The organism is Gluconobacter sp. P1D12_c, assembly GCF_018812105.1.
GTDB lineage: Bacteria > Pseudomonadota > Alphaproteobacteria > Acetobacterales > Acetobacteraceae > Gluconobacter > Gluconobacter oxydans_A.
On sequence record NZ_JACSIQ010000192.1, the window covers coordinates 1 to 589 of the forward strand.

The following is a 589-nucleotide window of genomic DNA, read 5'->3' on the forward strand; positions in this document are numbered from 1 at the left end:
GCTTTGACGGCTTGTCCTGCCAGTCCTGTGGGATCCGCCCTTCACGCAGATCCGCTTTCTCAGCATTTGTGTTGCGCTGCCTGGGAGCCGCGACCAGCGTTGCATCCAGGATCTGCCCTGACATCGGGAGATAACCAGCGTTCCGCAGGGTTGCATCAAAGCGATTGAACAGACCATCGACCGCACCCGCCTGTGTCAGACGCTCGCGAAACAGCCAGACCGTTTTGGCATCGGGCACGCGATCTGACAGCCCCAGACCAAGAAAACGCATGAAGGACAGGCGGTCATTGATCAGATATTCCGTCCGTTCRTCGGACAGATTATTCAGCGTCTGGATCACCAGGATYTTGAACATCAGCACMGGATCAAAYGGCGGWCGSCCGCCTTTGCTTCCATCTGAATAGGCCAGTGCCTTCTCCAGATCAGGACGGAACACTTCAAAATCCACAGTCCGGGAAAATGCTTCGAGCTGRTCACCAAGCCCACTCAACCGGGCAAGCCGTTCTTCAACATCAAAGAAACCCGCCTGCTTCATGATCCATACTCCAATCAACGCAAGGAAAATGGAATCATAAAGACTGACCCAAAA

At 54.3% G+C, this 589-nt stretch carries 1 protein-coding gene; it reads right to left on the bottom strand.

The genetic code is table 11. The annotated features are described in order from the left end of the window. Positions 1 to 535 (bottom strand): transposase (locus tag KP705_RS16280; RefSeq protein WP_215764998.1); only part of this gene is annotated, 535 nt, incomplete at its 3' end. Positions 536 to 589: the final 54 nt, after the last annotated feature.